The organism is Pseudomonas sp. PMCC200344 (assembly GCF_030053095.1).
GTDB classification, from domain to species: Bacteria; Pseudomonadota; Gammaproteobacteria; order Pseudomonadales; family Pseudomonadaceae; genus Aquipseudomonas; species Aquipseudomonas svalbardensis.
Genome location: NZ_CP125618.1, coordinates 3160467 through 3179954, shown reverse-complemented (window position 1 = coordinate 3179954; position 19488 = coordinate 3160467). Strand labels below are relative to the sequence as shown.

Genomic DNA, 19488 nt, shown 5'->3' with positions numbered 1-19488 from the left:
ACGGCGGTCGCGGTACAGCTGAGGGGTGTTTTGTTCAATACAGCCATCAGGTCGCTCTTTACCTTGAGGCCTCGTTCAACTCAATTGAAGAAGGTCTGTGATGAGTCTGATTATCTCGATGGCGGCATTTGCATTGGTGGCCTCGATAACGCCAGGGCCGGTGAATATCGTGGCGTTGAGTTCCGGCGCGCAGTTTGGTTTTCGCGCCAGTCAACGGCATGTAGCCGGGGCGACGTTGGGTTTTGTCGTGTTGTTGGTATTGATGGGATTAGGGCTGCATGAAGTGTTGCAGCGATGGCCAGCGCTGACGCAGGTGGTGCAATGGGCGGGTGTGGCGTTCCTGTTGTACATGGCCTTCAAGTTGGCTACCGACAAGGGACATCTGGATGCGAAAGAGTCAGGCCGTGCGCCGTCGATGCTGTACGGCGCCGTCATGCAATGGCTCAACCCGAAAGCCTGGCTGGCTTGCGTGGCCGGCATGGGCGCGTTTGTGGCGGATGGCGAGGCGCGACTGGTCTGGCAGTTTGCGGCGGTGTATCTGGTGATTTGCTACCTGTCCGTCGGCTGCTGGGCCTATGCCGGGACGTTTTTACGCGGCTATCTGAGTAACTCGGCGGGCATGCGCCTGTTCAATCGGAGCATGGCGTTGCTGCTGGCGGCGAGCGCGGTGTACCTGTTGTTTTAACCGCGGTACTGCCCCGGCGTCGCCGCCAGATGTTGTTTGAACGCTCGCTGAAAATGCGCCTGATCGGCAAACCCGGCTTCGAGCGCCACATCGGCGATCAGCTTGCCGCTGCGCAGCTGATCGCGGGCGAACTGGATACGCCGGTTGACCAGAAAGGCGTGGGGCGTCATGCCGTAATGCTGCTTGAACGCACGGATCAGGTAGGACGGCGATAGCTGGGCCGCCTCGCAAATGTCTTCGAGTTTGAGCATGTGCGTGCAGTTGTCGCGGATGTAATCGGCCGCCCGTTCCAGTTTGAAATTGGGCTCGCGCAGCGGTTGATCGATCGGATTGAGCCGCTGTTGTACGTCGGTGAAAAACTCCACGGCAGCGCTTTGCTTGCGCAACACGTCTTGCTGCGCATCGACCAGCACGTCGTACAAACCTTTCAGGCCGGCAAACAGGTCGCTGTCGTGAGTGTGGGTGATGGAAAACCGGCGAAACGCCAAGTCCTGGCTGAAGCCGAGCTGATGTTGCAAATCGGTCAGCCAAGGTGTCTCGACGTACAGCATCAGGTACGACCACGGCTGGTCATCGATGGGATTGCAGGCGTGGACATCGCCGGGATTCATCAGTACCACGGTGCCGGCACTGACCTGAAACTCCGATTGCTCGTGGAGGTAGGTACTGCGCCCGGCCGTGATCGCACCGATGGAAAAGTGCTCGTGAGAATGCCGGGTGTAGCAGACCTCGCGGCCGTCGGCGATGGAGCGGGCTTCGATGAACGGCAGGGCGTCGTCGCGCCAGAAGCGCGGGGCTTTGTCAGCGTTTTTGGCAACGGCGGGCTTCATGGTCAGTCCTCGGCAGGTCAGCGTCGAAGTGTATTAGCTCTCGCCGTCAAAGGCTCGTTGCAGCGCTGCGATATCGAGTTTTTTCATCTGCAACATCGCCGTCATGGCGCGTTGGGATTTTGCTGTGTCGGGATCTTTAATCATGTCCATCAGGGCCACCGGCACGATCTGCCAGGACACGCCGAATTTGTCCTTGAGCCAGCCGCATTGCTGGGCCTCAACGGGACCGCCCGCGGACAGGCGCCCCCAGAAGTGGTCAACTTCTTCCTGAGTATGGCAATTGACCTGAAATGAAACCGCTTCATTGAACTTGAGTAGGGGACCGCCGTTGAGGCCGGTAAAACTCTGTCCGTCCAGTTCGAAACTGACCGTCATCACCGAACCTTCGGGCCTGGCGTGGATATCCTGACCGGCCTTGCCGTAGTGGGTGGTGGCGCTGATTTTCGAATGATCGAAGATCGCACAATAGAACTTCGCGGCTTCCTCGGCCTGATTGTCGAACCACAGACAGGGCGTGAGTTTTTGAACGCGGTGCATGGTGTAGCTCCTCTACGGATTACTCAGGCTGGACTTTCAGCGTAGTCAGCCTCGGCTCGTCGGGCCGTACCGTAGATCGACAAGTTGAAAGAGTTTCCTTTGTCGATGGCATCAACAATGTCGGCCCGACCCGATAGCCGCTAGACTTGCCGATCTGGTTTGCCGCAAGGACGCTCTGCATCATGGTTGCCCCTCGTTTATTGGCTGTTTCCTGTCTGCTGGTTGCCGCTGCTGTAAGCGCCGAGCCGTTGACGTATCACCTCACGGATCCTGCGCAGAAATACGTCATCGACGTGCTGTTTGCACAGCCGCCCACCCAGACTTTCGACGGCGCCCCTGCGCTGATTACGTTGCGCGAAAGGGCTGGCGGGCAGGTGCTGCAGCGCATCGAGTCAGCCGAAGCGTTCGCCCTGTTCAAGCCAGGCCACAAAGCTTCGGAGTTCGACCGCAACCTGGCGTATGCCGATCAAAGTCTGATGTTGTTCGGCGATTTCAATTTCGACGGGCAACAAGATCTTGCCGTACGCAATGGCAATGAAGCGGGCTATGGCGGTCCTTCCTACGACATCTATCTGTTCGATCCCGAGAGTCCGACGCTCGTGTCGAGCACGTCCTTTTCCGCTCTGACCCGTGACGCGAATCTGGGCATGTTCGACATCGATCCGGTCACCAAGCGCCTGCATACCCAGTCCAAAAGCGGTTGCTGTTGGCGCCAGAGCGCGACATGGCAAATACAGGACAACCGTCCTGTGAAGGTGGCCGAGAAAACAGAGGTGGTGCAAAAACCGTCGGAAGCCAACCCGTTTATGCCTTATGGCTATGTGGACGTGACCGATCGTGAACTGAAGTCCGGCCAGTGGACGGAGCGTCGTCGTCTCGAAGGTCCTGTTGGTGAAGTGCCCGTCATGTTGCGCGGCACCCTCGATGACAAGATCCCCGTTGAGCTGTGGTGGCAACGTCAGGGTGATGTCTACGTCGGGGAAGTTCGCTACAGCAAGACCGGCAGCGGTCAACCGATCCGGCTGGTGGGCAATACCTACGAAGATGGCGGTATCGTTTTGCGTGAATTGGACGACGACGGTCAGATGATCGGCAACTGGTTCGTCGAAGGCACGCCGAACGAACAGGGCAGCCAGACCGGCACGTGGATCAACGGCTCTCGTCAATTAAGCATCAATGTGAGGCCGACCGCGTTCAAAGTCGCCGCGCAAAAGCTTGAGCGGGTTACTGACAGTCAGCGAGAAGGGCGCTACCTCGTGAGCAATGTCCAGGACCGGCGTATCGGCGAGTTGACCGTCAAAGTATTACCGGGAATCGACAACGGCCCCGAGATGGCGGACATCAACCTGAGCATTTTTCAGCTCAAGGATCCGCCTGTTGAAGTCCATCATCAGTATCCATTGCTCGCCGGTAACCTTGTCATCGCACTGGACTCCCAGGGAGATCCGCTGTTTCGCCTGCAGTTGCTCAACGGCGCCGCAGAAGTGACCGGTTTTGGTGAGTATCAGAAGTACAGCGCGGCTTACGTGAAACAACCCTGATGTAGTCGTAATGACTTTTTATAGGGTCGATATGACTACTTTCGAAAGTAGTCATATCGACTTGTATAGCTTCAAATATTTGATTTTTATAGATTTTTAATCTGGCACGAGACTTGATACACCCAACGTACAACTGATTCTGATTCAGGAGTACGGAAAAATGTTCGAGTTCTTCAGCAATCCTCAGAACGTTCTGCACCTGTCGAGCCGGGTCCTCGGTGCCGGTCTCGCGCTGCTGGTGGCGGGTATCTACGGCGCTTACCTCTACGACGGTCATTTGTCGATCGTGGTGCTGGTGTCGATGCATGCTATGACCATCATCGGGCCGACCTTGCTCAAAATCGGCTACGTGATGCGTCTTCTGGCGCAGCATCGGCTGGGCAAAGGTCTGGTCGGCGCCGTGGCCTGAAGGCGACGGCCCAGGCTTCCCTTTTCAGCGATCCACCGGGTGGCCAAATCAATAAAGGCCCGAGGTGCGCAACCACCGACTTCTAAGCCCCCACCGCTCTGGGTAGCAGCTGCCGAGCCTGCGAGGCTGCGTTCGGCGACGAAGTCGTCGTGAAGTCAGGCACTGCGGAGCGCCAGGAAAACTGCATGCGCAAGGATTACGACGACTGCGTCGCCGAACGCAGCCTCGCAGGCTCGGCAGCTGCTACACGGAGCGGGTTACTTCAGTCTTTTTTGTGTGACCGGTGGTCGATGAACCTGTCTCGCCCGGCAATTTGCGCTTAGCTGTAGGGATAACCCGAGGTTCCCGAGAGCCCGTCCACCCTGTAGGAGCCGAGCTTGCTCGCGATGGCGTCAGGTCTGGCACACCGCGTTATCGTTCATCGCGAGCAAGCTCGGCTCCTACAAGGGCCTAACGAGAGCCCCTTCAGAACACCGTGAGTCTGAGGACATTCGCTATGCTGACCCTCAACATCAATGGCAAGGACCAGGCGCTGGATGTCCCCGCAGACATGCCGCTCCTATGGGTCCTGCGCGATGTCGCGCACCTGACCGGCACCAAATTCGGTTGCGGCATGGCCCAGTGCGGTGCCTGTACCGTGCACGTCGACGGCGCGCCACTGCGTTCCTGCATCACCCCCGCCACAGCCGTGGCCCACGGGCAAAAAATCCTCACCATCGAAGGCCTGTCCACCGACGGTTCGCACCCGGTGCAGCAAGCCTGGGCCGAACTTGACGTGGTGCAGTGCGGTTACTGTCAGTCCGGGCAGATCATGTCGGCCGCCGCGTTGCTGGCGAAAATCCCCAAACCCACCGACAGCGACATCGATCAGGCGCTGTCCGGCAACATCTGCCGCTGCGGCACCTACCCAAGGATCCGCGCAGCGGTCAAACGCGCCGCCGAGATCGGTTGATGCCACGTTGACGGGAGTCCGAATAATGAACAGCCTCAATCCTCTGTCACGCCGCGGTTTCCTCAAGGGCAGCGCGGTGCTGGGCGGTGGTCTGGTGGTGGCGTTTGTCATCCCCGGTGCCCATCGCTTTGCCATGGGCGCCGAGAATCAAGGCAATGTTTTCGCGCCCAATGCGTTTTTACGGATCGGCAATGACAACAGCGTCACCATACTGCTCGGCCATTCGGAAATGGGCCAGGGCATCTGGACCGGCCTGACCATGTTGATCGCCGAAGAACTGGACGCCGACTGGTCGAAGATCCGTGTCGAACATGCACCGGCTTCGGCCGCCGAGTATGGCCTGGCCGGGTTTGGCGGGATGCAAATTACCGGTGGTTCGACTTCGACCTGGATGGAGTTCGACCGCTACCGGCAGGCCGGTGCAGCGGCGCGTTTGATGTTGATCGACGCGGCGGCGAAGCGCTTCAACGTTGCTCCCTCCGAAATTCGCACCGAATCGGGTGTGGTGATTGCCGGCGACCAACGCGCCACCTACGGCGAACTGGCGGATGACGCCGGCAAGCTGCCGGTGCCGGACCCAGCGTCGATCAAGCTCAAGGAGTCCAAGGATTGGAAAATCATCGGCAAACCGACCAAGCGCCTGGACACTCCGGAGAAAATCACCGGCCGCGCCAAGTTCGGTATGGACGTGCAGTTCGACGGCCTGATGACCGCCATGGTCGCGCGCTCGCCGGTGTTCGGGGGCAGCGTCAAATCCTTCGAAGGCGCCGAAGCGCTGGAGATTCCGGGCGTGCACAAAGTGGTGCAGGTGCCCTCCGGGGTGGCGGTGATTGCCGATCATTACTGGGCGGCGAAGCTGGGGCGCGATGCGTTGAAGGTCGATTGGGATCTGGGGCCGAACACCGGGCTCGACAGTCAGAAGCTGCTGGAAAGCTTCCGCAAACTCGCCGCCACCCCTGGCGCTTCGGCCAGTCAGGCCGGTGATGTCGCGGCAGGTCTGGGTAAAGCGTTGAAGACCATCGATGTCGAGTACAGCGTGCCGTACCTGGCCCACGCGCCGATGGAACCGCTCAACTGCACGGTGAAAATCACCCAGGACAAGTGCGAAATCTGGACCGGCACCCAGTTCCAGACGCTGGATCAAATGGTCGCCGGGAAAATCACCGGGCTCAAACCCGAGCAGGTGGAGATTCACACCGAGTTTCTGGGCGGTGGTTTCGGTCGCCGGGCCAATCCGACCTCGGACTTTGTCGCTGAAGCCGTGGAAGTCGCCAAGGCAGCGGGCGCACCGGTGAAAACCGTCTGGTCCCGGGAGGACGACATTCGCGGTGGTTACTACCGCTCCGCGTTCCTCCATCAGGCGCGCATCGGCCTCGATGCCGGCGGCCTGCCGATCGCCTGGAAGCATGTCATGGTCGGGCAGTCGATCATGGCAGGCACGTCATTCGAGGCGACCATGGTCAAGAATGGCATCGACAAGACGTCTGTCGAAGGGGTCGCCGACAGTCCGTACCTTAAGGGGTTGGCGAATCACCAGGTTGATCTGCATTCGCCGCAAACCGGCATTCGTGTGCTCTGGCTGCGTTCGGTGGGGCACACCCACACCGCGTTCGTGATGGAGTCGCTGATCGACGAACTGGCAGAGGCGGCCGGCAAGGATCCGGTCGAGTACCGACGAACCTTGCTCAAGGACCATCCACGGCATCTTGGCGTGCTGAACCTGGCCGTCGAGAAAGCCAACTGGAAGGCGCCACTGCCGGACGGCCATGCGTTGGGTGTCGCGGTGCATGAGTCTTTCGGTAGTTATGTTGCCCAGGTGGCCGAGGTGTCCCAGGACAACCTCGCGATCCGCGTACACCGGGTGGTGTGTGCGGTGGATTGCGGCATTGCGGTCAACCCGATGAGCATCGCAGCGCAAATGGAATCGGCCATCACCTTCGGCCTCGGATTTACCTTGCACAGCAAACTGACCTTCAAGAACGGGCAAGTGGTGCAGTCCAATTACCACGACTATCAAGTGCTGCGGCTCAACGAAATGCCGGTGGTGGAAGTGCATATCGTGCCCAGTAGCGACAAACCCGGCGGCATCGGCGAGGCCGGTGTGCCGCCCACGGCGCCGGCAGTGGCCAACGCGGTGTTCGCCCTGACCGGCCAGCGCTTGCGGGAACTGCCGCTGCAACTGTCGGGGGTGTGAGATGAGACGACATCTGATTCTTGGCGCGGTGGTATTGGTCGGCCTGATCGGCTATGCCGAGGACCTGTTTGCTGACGATAAAGAAGCCATCAAGGCGTTCGATACCGTGCAAAAAGTCTTTCAGAGCCCGCGCTGCCAGAACTGCCATATCCCCGGCGATTCGCCGTTGCAATTCGACGCTGGGATTCCTCACGCAATGAACGTCGTGCGGGGCATGGACGGCAAGGGGGCGGCGGGTTTGCCCTGCGCAACCTGCCACGCCGAGCGTAATCCGCCGGCCAGTTACGGCGCTCACGCACCGCCAGGGGCGCCGCACTGGAGCTTGCCGGCAGCCGCGCACAAAATGGCCTGGATCGGTCTGCCGGCCGACCAGTTGTGCGCAATGATCAAGGACCGTTCCAGCAACGGTGACCGCGATTTCGCCGCGCTGATCAAGCATGTCAGCGACGACAAATTGGTGCTTTGGGGCTGGAATCCGGGTCAGGGAAGGGCGCCGGTCCCGGTGCCGCACGACATTTTCGTCACCCAGTTCAAACGCTGGGCAGACGCGGGAGGGCCATGTCCGGTCGTGGGTAGTTGACCGGCGGTCCGTTAACAGGGAGTCAAACCGGGTATGGACGACTCTAAGAAATATACCCGTCAATGGAGTGAGTAATGCTGATCCCAGGCAAACCGGTAAAACCAGGCACGTACGCCAACCCGTTGCGCACGCCACTGCAGGAGCGCGAGCTGCTGCGTGACCTGGCCCGCAAGGCCGAGGAGGAGCTGATGGGTGTGCAGATGGCGAGCATGGACGAGTTGACGCTGCTTTCCAATCGACACGGTTTTACAGCGCTGGCCCAACAAGGGCTGGATGTCTGCCAACAGCTGAAAAAGCCAGCAACGCTGCTGCTTTTCAATATTGATGACTTCAAACACATCAACTATCTCTATGGTCGCGCCGAGGGCGACAACGCCCTGAAAACCTTCGCTGATGTGCTGCGAATTGCCTTTCGCGAGAGCGATGTGATCGGCCGGTTGGGCAGCGACAAATTCGTCGCGTTACTGACCGGCTCAAGCGTTGTGGAAATACCCGCGATCAGGGCGCGACTCGAAGAAATACTCGAAGAGCGCAATGCCACGGTGCACCGCGGTTATGACATCCGCTTCAGTATCGATCAGATCGAGTTTCATCCTGCGCTCCACCAGACGGCCGAGGGCTTATTGGCCGCGATCAGTGAGCAAATCGGAAGCGACCCGTTCGGCCGCCCGTAGCAACGAACCGTCATTTCTGAAGCGGCCGATCATCTGTAAACCGATAGGCATTGATCCTTCAGCGCGAACCAGCGGGATATTCACCTGCGGCCAGCCGAACGCGCCCCAGAACTTGATGAAATCCGATGGCCCGGTGCTTTCCAGACCCACGGGCGCGACCATCCCGCAGCAGGGGCCGAGCATTGCGTCGTAGGGTTGACATCGTTCATTCAGGCGCGGTGCAAGCGCCGCCAACCGGGCCTTGGCAGCGGACTCCTGTTCCCAGGTTGTCGTCGCCGCTCGGTCGAACATTGCCAACGTCGAAGGGCTTAACAGTGCGCGGTGTTCCTGAAACTCCTTCGCCAGAGAACGGGCGCCTTCGCAATCGTTGATTAACAGGTGATCGTCGAATACCCCGGCAAATTCATCTGGCAGTTGCACGTCGTTGACTTGATGGCCGGCGCTGCGCAAGTGGTCCACGGCCTGTTTCAGGGCGTTGGCCACCTCGGGGTCGACCTGATCCCAGCGCGCTGTGCGATAGAAGCCCAATTGCAGAGGACGTGGTTCAACCTCAGGCACTGCAAAACCTGGAATCAACACCCGCGCCACCAAATGCAGATCCCGCACCGAGCGACCGTACCAGCCTACGGTGTCGAAGCTCGGCGCCAGCGGCTTTACGCCTTCCAGCGATACCAGTCCAAACGACGGTTTGAACGCGAACAGACCGCAATAGGACGCCGGTTTCAGCAGTGAACCGGCAGTCTGGGTGCCCAGCGCCACAGCAAAGAAATCCGCTGCCATCCCGGCCGCTGAACCGGCGCTGGAGCTGCCCGGCGTGCGGTCCGGGTCATGCGGGTTGCGGGTCGGGCCGGTGTGCATGTACGCAAATTCAGTGGTGTGGGTCTTGCCCATGATCAGCGCGCCGGCCTGACGGAGCAGGGTCACCACATGGGCATCCCGGGCAGGTTGATGACCGGCATAGATGGGCGAGTTAAATTGCGTCGGATGGTCGGCACTGTCGAAGACATCCTTCACCCCCACCGGGACTCCGGCCAGCAAGCCACGACTGTTGTGCAACGCAGCATCGGTGCGTACTTTTCGGGCATCGAACGAGACGAAGGCCCGGATGTCCGGCTCCAGCGCCTGAATGCGTTCCAGGACCGTTTCGGCGATGACGGCGGCGGTCGTCTCACCCTTGATCACGGACTGACTGAGGGTCGTGGCATCCGGGGCGGGGCGGATCATTTGGCGAACAACTGAGTGATGTCCTTGAATGCCTTGAACTCAAGCGCATTGCCGCATGGATCAAAGAGAAACATCGTCGCTTGCTCACCTACCAAGCCCTGAAAGCGAATGCCCGGTTCGATCACGAATCGGGTGTCGAGGGCTTTCAACCGCTCGGCCAGAGCCTCCCATTCGCTCATCCCCAACACCACACCAAAATGCGGCACCGGCACGTCATGACCGTCGACAGCATTGGTGTGCGCCGCTTCTTGAGAGGCGTTTTTCGGCGCCAGGTGAATGACCAACTGATGGCCGAAGAAGTTGAAATCGACCCAATGATCGCTTGAGCGACCTTCCTCCAGGCCGAACACTTCACCATAAAAATTCCGTGCAGCAGTCAGGTCGTAGACCGGGATGGCCAAGTGAAAAGGGGAGAGTTGCATTGGATGTGCCTCGGCTGTCTGGATTCAGACTGAGTTTAGTCCTGTGCTTTTTGATTAAAAGACGATAATTTTTGCGTCGAGCTCAAATTATTTCAATCAATCGAGAAGGCCATGCTGCGAGAACTGAAAACCTTCATTGCGGTGACGCGCTACGGCACTTTTGCCGCGGCCGGTATGCACATCGGCTTGACCCAGTCGGCCGTCAGCGCGCAGATTCGCAATCTGGAACAGGCCCTGGGTATTCGTTTGTTCGACCGCACCGGACGTCAGGCGCTGCTCAATGCGGCGGGCCAGCGCGCATTGCCGATGGCCAGGGAAATGCTGGAGACCTTCAGCCGCATGGCGGTCAGCGATGATGTCAGCGAGTATCGCGGCGAGTTGAAAATTGGCGCGGTGGCCACGGCCCAGACCGGACTGCTGCCCCAGGCATTGCTGCGACTGAGGCAACAGGCGCCGTTGCTGGAGCCAAAACTGGTGCCCGGCGTGTCGCTGAACCTGTTGAGCCAGGTGGACACCGGTGAGGTGGATCTGGCGATCCTGATCAAGCCGCCGTTCGAGTTGCCCAAGGAACTGTCAGCGCAGGTCATCCGCAAGGAGCCGTTTGTATTGATCGTGCCAGCGGACCTTGAAGGCGATGAGCCGTTGCAGATCCTCGCGAGCCATCCGCACGTGCGTTACGACCGCAATTCGTTCGGTGGAAGATTGGTGACGCGGTTTTTGCGCGAGCAGCAGATTGATGTGCAGGTGGCTTTGGAGCTGGATGAGCTGGAAGCCATCGTGAAGATGGTTGAATGCGGGTTGGGAGTGTCGCTGCTACCCGAGGCGGGGCTCTGGCTTGAGCATGGGGCGAAGGTTCGGATCATTCCGTTGGGGGAGTTGACGTTCTACCGGGAGATCGTCCTGTTGCAGCGCTATAGCCAGCGCACACAGCCGATCCAGCAATTGTTTGCCCGGTGTCTGACACAAATTACCGAGTAAACACCAACCCCTGTGGGAGCGAGCCTGCTCGCAATAGCGGACTAACCGTCAAAATTGATGTCGACTGACTCTCCGCCATCGCGAGCAGGCTCGCTCCCACAGGGGATTGCATCAGGCCTCAAATCGCAGGCATAAAAAAACCCGCCTGAAGAGGCGGGTTTTTTAGTGGGCTGGCCGAAGATTACTCTTCGAGGCTGCCCATGGCCGTGGTGTTGAAGCCACCGTCCACATACATGATTTCGCCGCTGATGCCGGACGCCAGGTCCGAGCACAGGAAGGCGCCGGCGTTGCCGACTTCGTCGATGGTGACGTTACGACGCAGCGGGGTTTGCGCTTCGTTGGCGGCCAGCATCTTGCGGAAGTTCTTGATGCCGGAAGCGGCGAGGGTGCGGATCGGGCCAGCCGATACGCAGTTGACGCGGGTGCCGTCCGGGCCCAGGGAGCCGGCCAGGTAACGAACGCCAGCTTCCAGGGAAGCCTTGGCCATGCCCATCACGTTGTAGTTCGGCATGGTGCGCTCGGCGCCCAGGTACGACAGGGTCAGCAGGCTGCCGTTGCGGCCTTTCATCATTTCGCGACCGGCTTTGGCCAGGGCCACGAAGCTGTAGGCGCTGATATCGTGAGCGATGCGGAAACCTTCACGGGTGGTGGCTTCGGTGAAGTCGCCATCCAGTTGGTCGCCCGGGGCGAAGCCGACGGAGTGCACGATGCAGTCCAGGCCATCCCACTTCTTGCCCAGCTCAACGAAGACCTTGGCGATTTCTTCATCGCTGGCCACGTCGCACGGGAAGCACAGGTCAGGGTTGGAACCCCAGCTTTGTGCGAACTCTTCGACACGACCCTTGAGTTTGTCGTTCTGATAAGTGAAGGCAAGCTCAGCGCCCTCGCGATGCATGGCGGCAGCGATGCCGGATGCGATGGACAGCTTGCTGGCGACACCGACGATCAGTACGCGCTTACCGGCGAGAAAACCCATGTGTTGCTCCTCTCTTTCAGGTTATTGCGCAGTGGCTGGGGCCAGGAAAGCGGCTTCCAGCAACTGCTGTGTATACGGATGTTTGGGGGACGCAAAAATACTTTGCGCGTCTCCCTGTTCGACCACTTGGCCTTGCTTGACCACCATCAGCTGGTGGCTCAGCGCTTTGACGACAGCCAGGTCATGGCTGATAAACAGATACGTCAGGTTGTACTTGGTTTGCAGTGAACGCAAAAGCTCCACCACTTGGCGCTGCACTGTCCGGTCGAGGGCCGATGTCGGCTCGTCCAGCAGAATCAACGCCGGTTTTAGCACTAATGCCCGGGCAATGGCGATTCTCTGCCGTTGCCCACCGGAAAATTCGTGGGGGTAGCGGTGCCGGGTTTCCGGGTCCAGACCTACCTCCTTGAGTGCCGCAATAATCGCTTGTTCCTGTTCCGCCTCGGTGCCCATCTTGTGGATTCGCAGGCCTTCGCCGACGATCTGGCTCACGCACATCCGTGGGCTCAGGCTGCCGAACGGGTCTTGAAACACCACCTGCATCTCCCGACGCAGCGGCCGAACCTGTTGCTGCGTCAGGCAGTCTAGCTGCTTGCCTTCAAAACGGATCGAGCCTTTGCTACCGATCAGCCGCAAAATCGCCAAACCCAGTGTCGACTTGCCGGAACCGCTTTCTCCCACAATCCCCAGGGTCTGGCCCTGAGGCAGGCTGAAATTGATTCCGTCCACCGCTTTGATGTGGCCGACAGTCTTTTTCAGAAAGCCTTTCTTGATCGGGAACCAGACTTTCAGGTCCTCGACTTGCAGCAATGGCGGGCCGATAACGTTAGTTGCCGGCTTGCCGCTGGGCTCCGCTGCCAGCAGTTCCCGAGTGTACGGATGCTGCGGTGCGCGGAACAACTCTTCGCACGATGCCTGTTCGACGATGCAACCGCGCTGCATGACACATACGCGATGCGCAATTCTTCGTACAAGATTCAAATCGTGACTGATCAGTAGCAGCGACATGCCCAACCGGGCCTGTAATTCCTTGAGCAATTCGAGGATTTTCAGCTGAACGGTCACGTCCAGCGCGGTGGTCGGCTCGTCGGCGATCAGCAGTTCCGGCTCGTTGGCCAGGGCCATGGCAATCATCACCCGCTGCCGTTGGCCGCCAGACAATTCGTGGGGCAGGGCCTTGAGGCGCTTCTCGGGCTCCGGGATGCCGACCATTTCCAGCAGCTCCAGCGTGCGCTTGGTCGCCACTTTACCGATCAGGCCCTTGTGGGTGCTCAACACCTCGTTGATCTGCTTCTCGATCGAGTGCAGCGGATTGAGCGAGGTCATCGGCTCCTGGAAGATCATCGCTATCCGGTTGCCGCGGATGTGGCGAATGGTTTTCTCTTTCAGGCTCAGCAAGTCCTGCCCGGAGTACTCGATGGTCCCGGACGGATGCCGGGCGAGCGGGTAGGGCAGCAGCCGCAGGATCGAGTGGGCGGTCACCGATTTGCCGGAGCCACTTTCGCCCACCAGCGCCAGGGTTTCGCCGCGCTTGATATCGAAGCTCACGCCTTCGACCACCCGTTGAACGCGCTCGCCGACGACAAATTCGACGGCCAGGTCGCGCACTTCGATCAGATTGTCCTGATTCATTTCACTTCCTCGGGTCGAAGGCATCGCGAGCGGACTCGCCGATGAACACCAGCAAACTCAACATCAACGCCAGCACGGCAAACGCGCTCATGCCGAGCCACGGCGCTTGCAGGTTGGATTTGCCCTGGGCCACCAGTTCACCGAGGGACGGCGCGCCCGGCGGCAAACCGAAGCCGAGGAAATCCAGCGCGGTCAGGGTGCCGATGGCGCCGGTCAGGATGAACGGCATGAAGGTCATCGTCGAGACCATGGCGTTGGGCAGGATGTGTCGGAACATGATCGCACCGTTTTGCATCCCCAACGCCCGCGCGGCGCGCACGTATTCCAGATTACGCCCTCGCAGGAATTCGGCGCGGACCACGTCCACCAGGCTCATCCACGAGAACAGCAGCATGATCCCCAGCAGCCACCAGAAGTTCGGCTGGACGAAACTGGCGAGAATGATCAGCAGGTACAGCACCGGCAGCCCGGACCAGATCTCCAGAAAGCGCTGCCCGGCCAAATCCACCCAGCCGCCGTAGAAACCCTGCAAGGCCCCGGCAATCACGCCGATGATCGAGCTGAGAATGGTCAGCGTCAGGGCGAACAGCACCGAAATCCGGAAGCCGTAAATCACCCGGGCCAACACATCGCGGCCCTGATCATCAGTGCCTAGCAGGTTGTCGGTGGAGGGCGGCGCCGGAGCCGGGACTTTCAGGTCGTAGTTAATGCTTTGGTAACTGTAGGGAATCGGCGCCCACAGCACCCAGGCGTCTTTGGCCTTGAGCAATTCGCGGATGTACGGGCTCTTGTAGTTGGCTTCCAGCGGAAATTCGCCGCCGAAGGTGGTTTCCGGGTAACGCTTGAGCGCAGGGAAGTACCAGCCGTTGTCGTAGTGCACCACCAAGGGTTTGTCGTTGGCAATCAGCTCCGCGCCGAGGCTCAGCCCAAACAGCAGCAGAAACAGCCACAGCGACCACCAGCCACGCTTGTTGGCCTTGAACAGTTCGAAACGTCGGCGATTGAGAGGGGACAGGTTCATCTCAATGCTCCCGGCTTTCGAAGTCGATACGCGGATCGACAAAGGTATACGTGAGGTCGCCGATGAGTTTCACCACCAATCCCAGCAGGGTGAAGATAAACAGCGTGCCAAAGACCACCGGGTAATCGCGGTTGATCGCCGCCTCAAAACTCATCAGCCCGAGGCCGTCGAGGGAGAAGATCACTTCCACCAGCAACGAACCGGTGAAGAAGATCCCGATAAATGCTGACGGGAACCCGGCGATCACCAGCAGCATGGCGTTGCGGAATACATGGCCGTAGAGCACGCGGTGATTGGTCAGGCCCTTGGCTTTGGCGGTGACCACGTACTGCTTGTTGATTTCGTCGAGGAAGCTGTTTTTGGTCAGCAGGGTCATGGTCGCGAAGTTGCCGATCACCAGCGCCGTAACCGGCAATGCCAGGTGCCAGAAGTAATCGAGAACTTTGCCGCCCATGCTCAACTCGTCGAAGTTGTTGGAGGTCAGTCCTCTGAGCGGGAACCAGTCGAAATAGCTGCCGCCGGCGAACACCACGATCAGCAGGATGGCGAACAGGAACGCCGGGATCGCATAGCCGACGATGATTGCCGAACTGGTCCAGACGTCGAAGTGGCTGCCGTGTCGCGTGGCCTTGGCGATCCCCAGCGGGATCGACACCAGGTACATGATCAGCGTGCTCCACAGCCCGAGGGAGATCGACACCGGCAACTTTTCCTTGATCAGGTCGATGACCTTGGCGTCGCGGAAGAAGCTGTCGCCGAAATCCAGGGTGGCGTAGTTCTTGATCATGATCCACAAACGTTCCGGCGCCGATTTGTCGAAGCCGTACATGTGCTCGATTTCCTTGACCAGCGCCGGGTCCAGGCCCTGGGCGCCGCGATAAGCGGAACCCGCCACCGAGACTTCGGCACCGCCGCCGGCGATGCGGCTGGTGGCGCCTTCGAAGCCTTCGAGCTTGGCGATCATCTGCTCCACCGGCCCGCCGGGGGCGGCCTGGATGATCACAAAGTTGATCAGCAAAATGCCGAGCAAGGTCGGGATGATCAGCAGCAGTCGCCGAAAAATATACGCCAGCATCTAATTACTCCGTGCCCGCAGGGTCGGCTTGCAGTTTGGTTTCGACTTCTACCGCAGGTTTGGCATCGGGCTTGACCCACCAGGTGTTAATGCCGATGTCGTACTTGGGGGAGATTTTCGGATGACCGATGTGGTTCCAGTACGCCACGCGCCAGGTTTTGATGTGCCAGTTGGGGATCACGTAATAACCCCATTGCAGCACGCGGTCCAGCGCGCGTGCATGGGCCACCAGGCTTTTGCGTGAATCGGCGTTGATCAGTTGCTCGACCAATTGATCCACCACCGGGTCTTTCAGGCCCATGGAATTGCGGCTGCCGGGTTTGTCGGCGGCGTCAGACATCCAGAACTCACGCTGTTCATTGCCCGGTGAATTGGACTGCGGGAAGCTGCCGACAATCATGTCGAAGTCCCGTGAACGCACGCGGTTGATGTACTGCGAGACGTCGACCCGGCGGATCACCAGGTCAATCCCCAAGTCGCTCATGTTGCGCTTGAACGGCAGCAGCACCCGCTCGAATTCGGTCTGGGCCAATAGAAACTCGATGGTCACCGGTTTGCCATTGGCGTCGACCATCTTGTCATCGACGATCCGCCAGCCCGCCTCTTGCAGCAGTTGATAGGCTTTGCGCTGCTGGGTGCGGATCATCCCGCTGGCGTCGGTCACCGGGTTCTGGAACGCCTCGCTGAACACCTGCTCGGGAATCTTGCCGCGGAACGGGTCGAGGATCGCCAGTTGATCGGCGTCCGGCAGGCCGCTGGCAGCCATTTCCGAGTTCTCGAAGTAACTGCGGGTGCGCACGTAGGCGCCGTTGAACAGTTGCTTGTTGGTCCATTCGAAATCCAGCAACAGGGTCAAGGCCTGGCGCACGCGCACATCCTGGAACACCGGGCGGCGCAGGTTGAATACAAAGCCTTGCATGCCAGTGGGGTTGCCGTTCGGGATCTGCTCCTTGATCAACCGGCCCTCGGTGACGGCCGGAATGTTGTAGGCGTTGGCCCAGTTCTTGGCTGCCATTTCGAGCCAGTAATCGAACTGCCCGGCCTTGAGTGCTTCCAAGGCCACGGTGTTGTCGCGGTAGTAGTCGGTGGTCATCACGTCGAAGTTGTAGAACCCGCGGTTGGCCGGCAGGTCCTTGGCCCAGTAATCCTTGACCCGCTCATAACGCACCGAGCGCCCGGCCTTGACTTCGCTGACCTTGTACGGACCGCTGCCCAACGGTATTTCCAGGTTGCCCTTGTTGAAATCGCGAGTCGCCCACCAATGCTTGGGCAACACCGGCAACTGGCCGAGGATCAGTGGCAGTTCACGGTTGTTGTTGTGTTTGAACTTGAACAGCACCGTCAGCGGACCTTCAGCGACCACTTCCTCGACATCGCTGTAGTAACCGCGGAACAGCGGCGCGCCGTCCTTGATCAGGGTCTGGAAGCTGAACACCACGTCCTCGGCGCGCATCGGATGCCCGTCGTGGAAGCGCGCTTCGGGGCGCAGGTAGAAACGCACCCAACTGTTGTCCGGGGCTTTTTCGATCTTGCCGGCGACCAGGCCGTACTCGGTGAACGGTTCATCCAGGCCCTGTTTGGCCAGGGTGTCGTAGATCATGCTGATGTCGTCGGCCGCGACACCCTTGTTGATGAAGGGGTTGAGGCTGTCAAAGCCACCGAACCCGGCCTGGCGGAAGATCCCGCCCTTGGGCGCGTCGGGGTTCACGTAATCGAAATGTTTGAAATCGGCCGGGTATTTCGGCGGCTCGTTGTACAGGGTCAGGGCATGTTGCGGGGCGGCATAGGCCAGCCCGGCGAACAACAGACCGCTGGCCTGCAAGAGCAGGGCACGTACAGGTTTCATCGATCTTTCTCCGAAGATTTCAGCCACCACGCGCTCAGACCCAGGGTGTAGGGCGGCGTGGTGACGAAGGCGAACCGGTTGCGGTAGGCCAGGCGGTGATAATTGAGATACCAGTTGGGAATGATGTAGTGCTGCCACAGCAGCACCCGGTCCAGGGCCTTGCCGGCGGCGACCTGTTCATCGCGGGTTTGGGCGGCGAGCAATTGTTCGAGTAAATGGTCGACCACCGGATTGGCGATGCCGGCGTAGTTTTTGCTGCCCTTGACCCCGACCTGGCTGGAATGGAAGTACTGCCATTGTTCCAGCCCCGGACTGAGCGTCTGGTTGAGGGTCATCAGGATCATGTCGAAATCGAACTGATCGAGGCGTTGCTTGTACTGGGCGCGATCGACTGTGCGCAGCCGCGCATCGATGCCGATGCTGGCGAGGTTCTCGACGTAAGGCTGAAGGATGCGTTCCAGGTTCGGGTTGACCAGCAGGATCTCCAAACGCAACGGTTGGCCGATGGTGTTCTGTAGCCGTTGACCGTTGAGCTTCCAGCCGGCCTCGGCAAGCAGGCCCAGGGCCTTGCGCATGGTTTCCCGGGGGATGCCGCGCCCTTGGGTCTGCGGCAGGCTGAACGGCTCGGTGAAGAGCTTGGCGGGCAAGTGCTCGCGATACGGCGTGAGCATCAGCCATTCGTGGCCGACCGGAAGGCCCGTCGCGGAGAACTCGCTGTTGGGGTAGTAGCTCATGGCGCGTTTATAGGCGCCGCTGAACAGCGTGCGGTTGGTCCACTCGAAGTCGAACATCAGTCCCAGCGCTTCACGGACCTTGGTCTCGGAGAAGGTCGGGCGTCGGGAGTTCATGAACAGACCCTGGCTCTGGGTCGGGATCTGATGCGGGATTTGCGCCTTGATGACGTCGCCGCGTCGCACTGCCGGGAAGCTGTAGCCGTTTTCCCAGTTCTTCGCCTGATGCTCGATATAGATGTCGAATTCGCCGGCCTTGAAGGCTTCGAACGCGACGTCGCTGTCGCGGTAGAACTCGACTTCCATGCGGTCGAAGTTGTATTTGCCGCGATTGACCGGCAGGTCTTTGCCCCAGTAATCCTTGACCCGTTCGAAAACGATCTGCCGCCCAGGCTCTACCGACGTGATGCGATACGGTCCGCTGCCCAGTGGCGGTTCGAAGGTGGTGGCCTTGAAGTCACGACCTTTCCAGTAATGCTGGGGCAGCACCGGCAACTCGCCCAGGCGCAGGATCAGCAACGGATTGCCGGCGCGCTTGAAGACGAAACGAATGCGCTGCGGATTGAGGATGTCGACCCGCGACACTTCCTGAAGGTTGGTGCGGTATTGCGGGTGGCCTTCCTTGAGCAGTAAGCGGTAGGAGAACGCCACGTCATAGGCGGTAATCGGTGTGCCATCGTGGAAACGCGCTTCGGGGCGCAGATTGAACACCACCCAGCTGCGGTCTTCGCTGTATTCCACCGATTGTGCGATCAGGCCATAGCTGGAGGTTGGCTCATCGCCGGACGGCGCGTACTGGCCGGTGCCGACCATCAGCGGTTCATTGAGCTCGTTGATGCCGTATTGCAGGAAATTCGGCGTGGAAACCGGACTTGAACCCTTGAATGTGTAGGGGTTGAGCGTATCGAAGGTGCCAAACGCCATCACCCGCAACGTACCGCCCTTGGGCGCTTGCGGGTTGACCCAGTCGAAATGGGTAAATCTGGCCGGGTACTTGAGCGTGCCGAACTGCGCATAACCATGGCTTTCGCTGATCGTCGCGCTTGCGGGAGAGCTCAAGGCCAGGCTGATCAGGAGCAGGAGGAGGGGACGCTTCAAGTCAGGGATCCGATCCAGGCGGCTTGGGCTTTGTGGCCCGTACAGTAACAGCTTGTATCGACAGGAAAAAGACGGGGCTTAAT

18 protein-coding genes are annotated in these 19488 nt (G+C 59.7%); 8 read left to right on the top strand and 10 right to left on the bottom strand.

The features are described from left to right. Positions 1-100: 100 nt before the first annotated feature. A complete protein-coding gene (locus tag QFW87_RS14325; protein WP_283190834.1) occupies positions 101-685 on the top strand; it encodes a LysE family translocator in 585 nt (194 codons plus the stop codon). On the opposite strand, the gene QFW87_RS14320 is transcribed toward QFW87_RS14325, so the two are convergent. Together QFW87_RS14320 and QFW87_RS14315 are read right to left on the bottom strand one after the other, a co-directional pair. Next, positions 682-1515, bottom strand: a complete 834-nt coding sequence (locus QFW87_RS14320) for an AraC family transcriptional regulator (RefSeq protein WP_283190833.1) — start codon at positions 1513-1515, stop codon at positions 682-684. The two genes, QFW87_RS14325 and QFW87_RS14320, sit on opposite strands and share 4 nt — an antisense overlap. Positions 1516-1548: 33 nt before the next feature. Beyond that, positions 1549-2052: a VOC family protein gene (locus tag QFW87_RS14315; RefSeq protein WP_283184311.1), complete on the bottom strand. Its 504-nt coding sequence runs from the start codon at positions 2050-2052 to the stop codon at positions 1549-1551. 182 nt (positions 2053-2234) lie between these two features. Here QFW87_RS14315 and QFW87_RS14310 point away from each other — a divergent pair, with 182 nt between their 5' ends. The 6 genes from QFW87_RS14310 (at position 2235) to QFW87_RS14285 (ending at position 8402) form a co-directional block, all read left to right on the top strand. Beyond that, positions 2235-3593: an FG-GAP repeat protein gene (locus QFW87_RS14310; RefSeq protein ID WP_283190832.1), complete on the top strand. Its 1359-nt coding sequence runs from the start codon at positions 2235-2237 to the stop codon at positions 3591-3593. A gap of 160 nt (positions 3594-3753) precedes the next feature. Then, a complete protein-coding gene (locus QFW87_RS14305; protein ID WP_283184313.1) occupies positions 3754-4002 on the top strand; it encodes a transmembrane sensor/regulator PpyR in 249 nt (82 codons plus the stop codon). 496 nt (positions 4003-4498) lie between these two features. Beyond that, entirely contained in the window at positions 4499-4954 is a 456-nt protein-coding gene (locus QFW87_RS14300) for a (2Fe-2S)-binding protein (protein ID WP_054615082.1), read from the top strand. Between the two features lie 25 nt (positions 4955-4979). Beyond that, positions 4980-7148, top strand: a complete 2169-nt coding sequence (locus QFW87_RS14295; RefSeq protein ID WP_283190831.1) for a xanthine dehydrogenase family protein molybdopterin-binding subunit — start codon at positions 4980-4982, stop codon at positions 7146-7148. A 1-nt stretch (position 7149) separates the two neighbouring features. Beyond that, complete coding sequence (locus QFW87_RS14290) at positions 7150-7728, top strand: hypothetical protein (protein ID WP_283190830.1); 579 nt, start codon at positions 7150-7152, stop codon at positions 7726-7728. 74 nt (positions 7729-7802) lie between these two features. Then, positions 7803-8402 carry a GGDEF domain-containing protein gene (locus QFW87_RS14285; RefSeq protein WP_283190829.1) on the top strand — a complete coding sequence of 200 codons (600 nt, stop codon included), beginning with the start codon at positions 7803-7805 and terminating at the stop codon, positions 8400-8402. Here the strand turns inward: QFW87_RS14285 and QFW87_RS14280 are convergent. Further along, entirely contained in the window at positions 8349-9626 is a 1278-nt protein-coding gene (locus tag QFW87_RS14280; RefSeq protein WP_283190828.1) for an amidase, read from the bottom strand. The two genes, QFW87_RS14285 and QFW87_RS14280, sit on opposite strands and share 54 nt — an antisense overlap. Continuing rightward, positions 9623-10048, bottom strand: a complete 426-nt coding sequence (locus QFW87_RS14275) for a VOC family protein (RefSeq protein WP_283184318.1) — start codon at positions 10046-10048, stop codon at positions 9623-9625. The genes QFW87_RS14280 and QFW87_RS14275 overlap by 4 nt, the downstream gene beginning before the upstream one ends. A 111-nt stretch (positions 10049-10159) precedes the next feature. Here QFW87_RS14275 and QFW87_RS14270 point away from each other — a divergent pair, with 111 nt between their 5' ends. Beyond that, entirely contained in the window at positions 10160-11026 is an 867-nt protein-coding gene (locus tag QFW87_RS14270; protein WP_283190827.1) for a LysR family transcriptional regulator, read from the top strand. A gap of 181 nt (positions 11027-11207) precedes the next feature. Here the strand turns inward: QFW87_RS14270 and fabI are convergent, their stop codons facing one another. Genes fabI through QFW87_RS14240 form a run of 6 tightly spaced genes read right to left on the bottom strand, consistent with a single transcriptional unit; the run spans position 11208 to position 19405 of the window. After that, positions 11208-12002 (bottom strand): enoyl-ACP reductase FabI, encoded by a 795-nt coding sequence (gene fabI / locus QFW87_RS14265; RefSeq protein WP_008152082.1) that lies wholly within the window; start codon positions 12000-12002, stop codon positions 11208-11210. A gap of 21 nt (positions 12003-12023) precedes the next feature. Beyond that, entirely contained in the window at positions 12024-13634 is a 1611-nt protein-coding gene (locus QFW87_RS14260; RefSeq protein ID WP_283190826.1) for an ABC transporter ATP-binding protein, read from the bottom strand. Between the two features lies 1 nt (position 13635). Next, positions 13636-14655, bottom strand: coding sequence for an ABC transporter permease (locus QFW87_RS14255; RefSeq protein WP_123364351.1), 1020 nt, complete (start codon positions 14653-14655; stop codon positions 13636-13638). Position 14656: 1 nt separating this feature from the next. Next, positions 14657-15730 (bottom strand): microcin C ABC transporter permease YejB, encoded by a 1074-nt coding sequence (locus QFW87_RS14250; RefSeq protein WP_074876283.1) that lies wholly within the window; start codon positions 15728-15730, stop codon positions 14657-14659. Between the two features lie 4 nt (positions 15731-15734). Next, positions 15735-17576: an extracellular solute-binding protein gene (locus tag QFW87_RS14245; protein ID WP_283184321.1), complete on the bottom strand. Its 1842-nt coding sequence runs from the start codon at positions 17574-17576 to the stop codon at positions 15735-15737. Further along, positions 17573-19405 (bottom strand): extracellular solute-binding protein, encoded by a 1833-nt coding sequence (locus tag QFW87_RS14240; RefSeq protein WP_283190825.1) that lies wholly within the window; start codon positions 19403-19405, stop codon positions 17573-17575. The genes QFW87_RS14245 and QFW87_RS14240 overlap by 4 nt, the downstream gene beginning before the upstream one ends. Positions 19406-19488: the final 83 nt, after the last annotated feature.